General features: G+C 64.7%; 8 protein-coding genes. 7 read left to right on the top strand and 1 reads right to left on the bottom strand.

All coding sequences use genetic code 11. The annotated features are described in order from the left end of the window. Positions 1 to 199 precede the first annotated feature (199 nt). The 6 genes from paaB (at position 200) to KH616_RS19500 (ending at position 4,659) form a co-directional block, all read left to right on the top strand. Positions 200 to 484 carry a 1,2-phenylacetyl-CoA epoxidase subunit PaaB gene (paaB, locus tag KH616_RS19525; RefSeq protein WP_292249784.1) on the top strand — a complete coding sequence of 95 codons (285 nt, stop codon included), beginning with the start codon at positions 200 to 202 and terminating at the stop codon, positions 482 to 484. Positions 485 to 496: 12 nt separating this feature from the next. Continuing rightward, a complete protein-coding gene (gene paaC, locus KH616_RS19520; protein WP_292249783.1) occupies positions 497 to 1,300 on the top strand; it encodes a 1,2-phenylacetyl-CoA epoxidase subunit PaaC in 804 nt (267 codons plus the stop codon). 29 nt (positions 1,301 to 1,329) lie between these two features. After that, positions 1,330 to 1,887 (top strand): 1,2-phenylacetyl-CoA epoxidase subunit PaaD, encoded by a 558-nt coding sequence (paaD, locus tag KH616_RS19515; RefSeq protein ID WP_292249782.1) that lies wholly within the window; start codon positions 1,330 to 1,332, stop codon positions 1,885 to 1,887. Position 1,888: 1 nt separating this feature from the next. Next, positions 1,889 to 2,977: a 1,2-phenylacetyl-CoA epoxidase subunit PaaE gene (paaE, locus tag KH616_RS19510; protein WP_292249781.1), complete on the top strand. Its 1,089-nt coding sequence runs from the start codon at positions 1,889 to 1,891 to the stop codon at positions 2,975 to 2,977. Between the two features lie 194 nt (positions 2,978 to 3,171). Next, positions 3,172 to 3,777, top strand: coding sequence for a TetR/AcrR family transcriptional regulator (locus KH616_RS19505; protein ID WP_292249780.1), 606 nt, complete (start codon positions 3,172 to 3,174; stop codon positions 3,775 to 3,777). A 234-nt stretch (positions 3,778 to 4,011) separates the two neighbouring features. After that, complete coding sequence (locus KH616_RS19500) at positions 4,012 to 4,659, top strand: GNAT family N-acetyltransferase (RefSeq protein ID WP_292249779.1); 648 nt, start codon at positions 4,012 to 4,014, stop codon at positions 4,657 to 4,659. Between the two features lie 96 nt (positions 4,660 to 4,755). Here the strand turns inward: KH616_RS19500 and KH616_RS19495 are convergent, their stop codons facing one another. Then, complete coding sequence (locus tag KH616_RS19495) at positions 4,756 to 5,280, bottom strand: Lrp/AsnC family transcriptional regulator (RefSeq protein ID WP_292249778.1); 525 nt, start codon at positions 5,278 to 5,280, stop codon at positions 4,756 to 4,758. Positions 5,281 to 5,433: 153 nt separating this feature from the next. On the opposite strand from KH616_RS19495, the gene hppD reads away from it, so the two are divergent. After that, complete coding sequence (hppD, locus tag KH616_RS19490; RefSeq protein WP_292249777.1) at positions 5,434 to 6,531, top strand: 4-hydroxyphenylpyruvate dioxygenase; 1,098 nt, start codon at positions 5,434 to 5,436, stop codon at positions 6,529 to 6,531. The last annotated feature ends 88 nt before the right edge of the window (positions 6,532 to 6,619 follow it).

Raw genomic sequence — 6,619 nt, 5'->3', positions numbered from 1 at the left:
CCCGCGTGAAGGCGCACGAAGATGGCGCATGGGTGCGCGAAGCCGCGCTCGCGCACGAAGCGAAGCGCCGCGCCCGCGCCGAGCAACAGGCCGCCTGAGCGGCAAGCCCCGGCGCCCGTGCGCCGGGACACATCGGATTCAGCATGTCATCAGACCGGGTCGGGCGCGAAGCGCCGATGCCGGTCGCCAGGAGAGAGCAATGAACAAGGAATGGCCGATCTGGGAAGTGTTCGTGCGCAGCAAGCAAGGCCTCGATCACAAGCATTGCGGCAGCCTGCACGCCGCGGACGCGTCGATGGCGCTGCGCATGGCGCGCGACGTCTACACGCGCCGCCAGGAAGGCGTGAGCATCTGGGTGGTGCCGTCGTCGGCCATCACCGCGTCGGATCCCAGCGAGAAGGAGGAACTGTTCGAGCCGGCGGGCGACAAGATCTACCGCCATCCGACGTTCTACACGCTGCCCGACGAAGTCAACCACATGTAAGCGGCCCGCGCCATGACGATCACGCCCGAACACCTCTCCTACGTGCTGCGCCTCGCGGACAACGCGCTGATCCTCGGTCAGCGCAACGCCGAATGGTGCGGTCACGGCCCGATTCTCGAAGAAGACATCGCGCTCACCAACATGAGTCTCGATCTGATCGGCCAGGCGCGCATGCTGTATACGCACGCCGCCGAACTCGAGCGCCAGCGCTCGGGCGCCGAAAAGACCGAGGACGATTACGCGTACTTCCGCACCGAGCGCGAATTCGCGAACTTCACGCTCGCCGAACTGCCGCATTACGGCCCGGTATCGGGCACCGCACACGCCGACAAGGACTACGCGGTCACGATCGTGCGCAATTTCCTCTACGCGACGCTGATGCTGCATGTCTGGAGCGCGCTCGAATCGTCGGCCGATACGACGCTGGCCGCAATCGCCGCGAAATCGGTGAAGGAAACCCGCTATCACGTGCACCATGCGCGCGAATGGCTGGTGCGTCTCGGCGACGGCACCGAAACATCCCATCGCCGCGCGCAGGCCGCGCTCGACTATCTGATGCCGTACACGCGCGAGTTCTTCGCGGCGGACGCCGTGGACGAGGCGGTCGCCGCACAAGGCATCGGCCCGTCGCCGGCGGCGCTCGAAGACGCATGGCGCGCGGATGTCGACGACGCGCTCGCCGAAGCGACGCTCACGCTGCCCGAGCCGGTCCGGCACGTGACGACCGGCAAGCAAGGCGAGCATTCGGAACACATGGGCTACCTGCTCGCGGAAATGCAGAGTCTCGCGCGCCAGCATCCCGGCGCGACCTGGTAATTCACCCGCCGATGCCACGGAGCCTCGCGATGTCCGCCCCACGCCCCCACGCCGCCGTACCCGCCCCGCACCATGCCGATCCGCTGCTCGCGCACGCGTGGGCGGTGCTGGAGGCCGTGCCCGATCCGGAAATCCCCGTCGTCTCGATCCGCGAACTCGGGATCCTGCGCGACGTCCGGCGTGCAGACGACGGCGTGCTCGAGGTCGTCATCACGCCGACCTATTCCGGTTGCCCGGCGATGTCGCAAATCGCCGAGGACATCGCGATCGCGATGCAGCAGGCCGGCCTGCCGCCGCACCGCGTCGTGACGGTGCTCGCGCCCGCGTGGACCACCGACTGGATCACGCAGGAAGCCCGCGACAAGCTGCGCGCATACGGCATCGCGCCGCCCGTCGGCCAGTGCGGCAGCGCCGCGCCGCAGGAAAGCGTCGTGCGGTTCATGCCCCGCCCCGTCGCGGCGCCCGCCTGCCCGCGCTGCGGTTCCGCGCACACCGAACGTCTCGCGCAATTCGCGTCGACGGCCTGCAAGGCGCTGTATCGCTGCGTCGACTGTCGCGAACCCTTCGACTACTTCAAACCTTACTGATATGGCGACCCCGCAATTTCATCCGCTGCGTATCCGCGACGTGCGGCCCGAGACCGCCGACGCCGTCACCGTCTCCTTCGACGTGCCGCCCGAACTGCGCGAGGCCTATCGTTTCACGCAGGGCCAGTTCGTCACGCTGAAAGTCCACATCGACGGCGAGGAAACGCGCCGCTCCTATTCGATCTGCGTCGGCACGACCGACTACGACCGAGACGGCGAACTGCGCATCGGCATCAAGCGCGTGCGCGGCGGGCGCTTCTCGAACTTCGCGTTCGATACGCTGAAGCCCGGCCATACGATCGACGTGATGACGCCGGACGGCCGGTTCTTCACCCATCTGAACGCGGAACACGGCAAGCAGTACGTCGCGTTCTCCGGCGGCTCCGGCATCACGCCGGTGCTCGCGATCGTCAAGACGACGCTCGAGCTCGAGCCGCGCAGCACGTTCACGCTGATCTACGGCAACCGCAGCGTCGACGCGATCATGTTCGCCGAGGAACTCGAGGATCTGAAGAACCGCTACATGAACCGGTTCGTCCTGTATCACGTGCTGTCCGACGATCTGCAGGACGTCGAGCTGTTCAACGGCGTGCTCGATCAGGCGAAGTGCGCGGCGTTCCTCGACACGCTGGTGCCCGCCGACTCGATCGACGAAGCATTCATCTGCGGCCCCGCGCCGATGATGGATGCGGCCGAGGCCGCGCTCAAGGCCGCCGGCGTGCCGCAGGCGAAGGTGCACGTGGAGCGCTTCGGCACGCCGTTGCCGCAGGCCGGCGTGCCGCTCGTCGAGATCACCGACGACACCCCCGCCGCCGAGCTCGAAATCGTCCTCGACGGCAAGAAGCGCAAGCTGCGCCTGCCGTACGAGGGTGTCAGCCTGCTCGATGTCGGCCTGCGCGCCGGTCTCGCGCTGCCGTATGCGTGCAAGGGCGGCGTCTGCTGCACGTGCCGCGCAAAGGTGCTCGAGGGCGAAGTGCGGATGGAGAAGAACTACACGCTCGAGGAACAGGAAGTGAAGGACGGTTTCGTGCTGACCTGTCAGTGCCATCCGATCAGCGACAAGGTCGTCGTGAGCTACGACGAGCGCTGAGCCGTTCGCGCCAGGCAACGCCCGGCGGTTTATCGCCGTCCCGCATCTCGCTTACACTAGGGGCCGCCGCCGGCCGGACGACTCGACGTCCGGCCGGCGGCCTTGTTTCGTCGACGTCTGGCCGACCCGCCCCATTCACGTGATTCGGGGCGGCAGCGCCGCCGCCCCACACCGCTAACCCGCCGCATTCGACCATGGCCCGTACCCGAGCCCCCGACCACGAATCCCAGCGCGAGCAGATCCTCGATCTCGCCGCAGAGAAGTTCGCGCAGACGAGCTACCCGAGCACGTCGATGTCCGATCTCGCGACCGCGAGCGGCACGTCGAAGGCCCGCCTCTATCACTATTACGAAAGCAAGGAAGCGATCCTCTTCGACCTGCTGGATCGCTATACGAAGCGGCTGATGCTGATCATCGCGGAAGTCGAGGGCACCAGCCAGCGGCGCGGGCTCAGCGAGCACGAGGCATTCGCGGAACTGGTGCGCGCGTTCCTCGCCGAATACGAGACATCGCACAGCCGCCACGTCGCGCTGCTCAACGATGTGAAGTACCTCGAGGACACCCAGCGCGAGATCGTTCTCGACCGCCAGCGCGATATCGTCGCCGCGTTCGCGCGCCAGCTCGCGCGCGCCTATCCGTCGCGCATCTCGAAGGAAAACCAGATGTCGGTGACGATGATGGTGTTCGGGATGATCAACTGGACGTTCACCTGGCTCAAACCCGGCGGCCGCCTCGGCTACCGCGATTTCGCCGAGCAGGTGATCGACATGATCGAGCGCGGGCTGTCGTCGCCGGCCTGATTGCCGCACAGCAACATGTGTTGCGTGGCGAAAACACTATTACAGGCCACGCATCATTTCATATGATTAATTTTTAATCCATTTATAATCATGCACTTATGCGTGTGACAGCACGTATTTAGAATTTCCCCTCGAAAACGAATACGGGTTTTCCCCAATCAGACGGGCTGCGGTCGGGTAAAATGCTGCTGCATTGCACAACCCGCTGTACGGTCACACATTGAGGAACCCACGATGAACACGCAACGCCACGGTTCGGCCGATGTCGTCGGCAAAGCCGTCACTGCGCCGGTTCTCGTCAGGGAACTGGCTTCCAAAGACCGTGAGCAACTGCTCACCCACTTTCTCGCGCTCGGCAGCGAAGATCGTCTGCTGCGCTTCGGGCAAACGGTGCCCGACCATGTCATCGAGAACTATGTCCGCACGATCGACTTCAGCCGCGATACCGTGTTCGGCGTGTTCGACCATGAACTCGAACTGATCGGCGTCGGCCATCTGGCCTACCTGCCGGCAGAAGGCGACAAGCGCACTGCTGAATTCGGCGTGTCGGTGCTCGAAAGCGCGCGCGGCCACGGCGTCGGCACGAAGCTGTTCGAACGCGCAGCGATCCGCAGCCGCAACACGCGCGTTTCCATGCTGTACATGCATTGCCTGTCGCGCAACGCGACGATGATGCACATCGCAAAAAAGTCCGGCATGCGGATCGAGTACGCGTACGGCGAAGCCGACGCCTACCTGTCGCTGCCGCCCGCCGACCACTCGACGATCATCGCCGAGATGATGCAGGAACAGGCCGCGCTGTTCGACTACGCACTCAAGCGTCAGGCGCGCCGCACGTCGAAGATCATCGAATCGTTCATGCCCGCCGCGCTGACTGCCTGAGGTCTGCCGATACGGATCGCGCGCCGCGCGCCCGCCTAAGTTTCCACCGGTCCACCACGACGCCGCAGGCGCGACAGCGGCACCACCTCGCGCGCGTCAGCGCGTCGCGCGGATCGGCAGCGCCGTCGTCTCCTTGAAGCATTCGAGCGAAAAGCTCGTCTTCACGTCGATCACGGACGGATGGTGCAGCAGCTGCGCCTGCACGAAGCGCGAAAAATGCGCCATGTCCTCGACCTGCACCCGCAACAGATAATCCATATCCCCCGTCATCGCATGGCAGGCGACCACTTCCGGCCATGCCTGCACCGCCGCGCGAAACAGCTCCGCGTGCGTCGTGCCGGCGCGCATCGAGGTCTCGTCCCCACGCATCGGCGCGAGCCCGCCGCGTTTTTCGAGCCGCACGCTGACGTAGGCGAGCAGGTCGAGGCCGAGCTTCTGCGGATCGAGCAGCGCGACGTAGCCGGTGATCACACCGGTCTCCTCGAGACGCCGGATGCGCCGCAGGCACGGGCTGGGCGACAGGTTCACCCGCTCGGCGATCTCCTGGTTCGACAGGCGCCCGTTCTCCTGAAGAATCGCCAGAATCCGCCGGTCGATGGCATCCAATTCGATTTGCGCCATCTTCTGCCTCCATGAGATGCATTCAAGACTGGAAATTGCGCCATCGTAGTGATGCACGATTAAGTTCGCAAGTTTCCGCTCCACGTTGCCCGCTACACTTTTCCGCACGCACTGATTCATCGCGCGCGTCGCGGCGCGCATAAGGAGACACGCATGCAGATCCCCACCTGGGACAATCCCGTCGGCACCGACGGTTTCGAATTCATCGAATACACCGCACCGGATCCGAAGGCGCTCGGCCAGCTGTTCGAACGGATGGGCTTCACCGCGATCGCGCGCCATCGTCACAAGGACGTGACGCTGTACCGTCAGGGCGACATCAACTTCATCATCAATGCCGAGCCGGACTCGTTCGCGCAGCGCTTCGCCCGGCTGCATGGCCCATCGATCTGCGCGATCGCATTCCGCGTCCAGGACGCCGCGCAGGCCTACCAGCGCGCGCTCGATCTCGGCGCGTGGGGTTTCGACAACAAGACCGGCCCGATGGAACTGAACATCCCGGCGATCAAGGGCATCGGCGATTCGCTGATCTACTTCGTCGACCGCTGGAGAGGCAAGAACGGCGCGCAGCCGGGCGCCATCGGCGACATCAGTATCTATGACGTCGACTTCGAACCGATCCCGGGCGCCGATCCGAACCCGGCCGGCCACGGCCTCACCTACATCGACCACCTCACGCACAACGTCCATCGCGGTCGCATGCAGGAATGGGCGGAGTTCTACGAGCGCCTGTTCAACTTCCGCGAAGTGCGCTACTTCGACATCGAGGGCAAGGTGACCAGCGTGAAGTCGAAGGCGATGACGTCGCCGTGCGGCAAGATCCGCATTCCGATCAACGAGGAAGGTTCGGAAACCGCCGGACAGATCCAGGAATATCTCGACGCGTATCGCGGCGAAGGCATCCAGCACATCGCGCTCGGCACGTCGGACATCTATGGCGCGGTCGACGGCCTGCGCGGCAAGGATGTGAAACTGCTCGACACGATCGACACGTACTACGAACTCGTCGACCGCCGCGTGCCGAACCACGGCGAGCCGCTGGACGAGCTGAAGAAGCGCAAGATCCTGATCGACGGCGCGCACGACGACCTGCTGCTGCAGATCTTCACCGAGAACCAAATCGGGCCGATCTTCTTCGAAATCATCCAGCGCAAGGGCAACCAGGGTTTCGGCGAAGGCAACTTCAAGGCGCTGTTCGAATCGATCGAGCTTGACCAGATCCGCCGCGGCGTCGTGCAGGACAAGGCCTGACGCACGCCGCAAGGACGCGCCTGCTGTACGGCGCGTCCGGTGAAAAAGAAAGGGCGGGAATCGCGCGATTCCCGCCCTTTTTCGTTGG

The sequence above is a fragment of the Burkholderia sp. genome, from assembly GCF_018375725.1.
Lineage (GTDB): Bacteria > Pseudomonadota > Gammaproteobacteria > Burkholderiales > Burkholderiaceae > Burkholderia.
Note: the sequence above shows the minus strand (reverse complement) of the source record. Positions and strands in the feature narration are given on the sequence as shown.

Coding starts and splice junctions, on each gene's coding strand:
- paaB (WP_292249784.1), top strand. CDS start 200: ATGAACAAGGAATGGCCGATCTGGGAAGTGTTCGTGCGCAGCAAGCAA.
- paaC (WP_292249783.1), top strand. CDS start 497: ATGACGATCACGCCCGAACACCTCTCCTACGTGCTGCGCCTCGCGGAC.
- paaD (WP_292249782.1), top strand. CDS start 1,330: ATGTCCGCCCCACGCCCCCACGCCGCCGTACCCGCCCCGCACCATGCC.
- paaE (WP_292249781.1), top strand. CDS start 1,889: ATGGCGACCCCGCAATTTCATCCGCTGCGTATCCGCGACGTGCGGCCC.
- KH616_RS19505 (WP_292249780.1), top strand. CDS start 3,172: ATGGCCCGTACCCGAGCCCCCGACCACGAATCCCAGCGCGAGCAGATC.
- KH616_RS19500 (WP_292249779.1), top strand. CDS start 4,012: ATGAACACGCAACGCCACGGTTCGGCCGATGTCGTCGGCAAAGCCGTC.
- KH616_RS19495 (WP_292249778.1), bottom strand. CDS start 5,280: ATGGCGCAAATCGAATTGGATGCCATCGACCGGCGGATTCTGGCGATT.
- hppD (WP_292249777.1), top strand. CDS start 5,434: ATGCAGATCCCCACCTGGGACAATCCCGTCGGCACCGACGGTTTCGAA.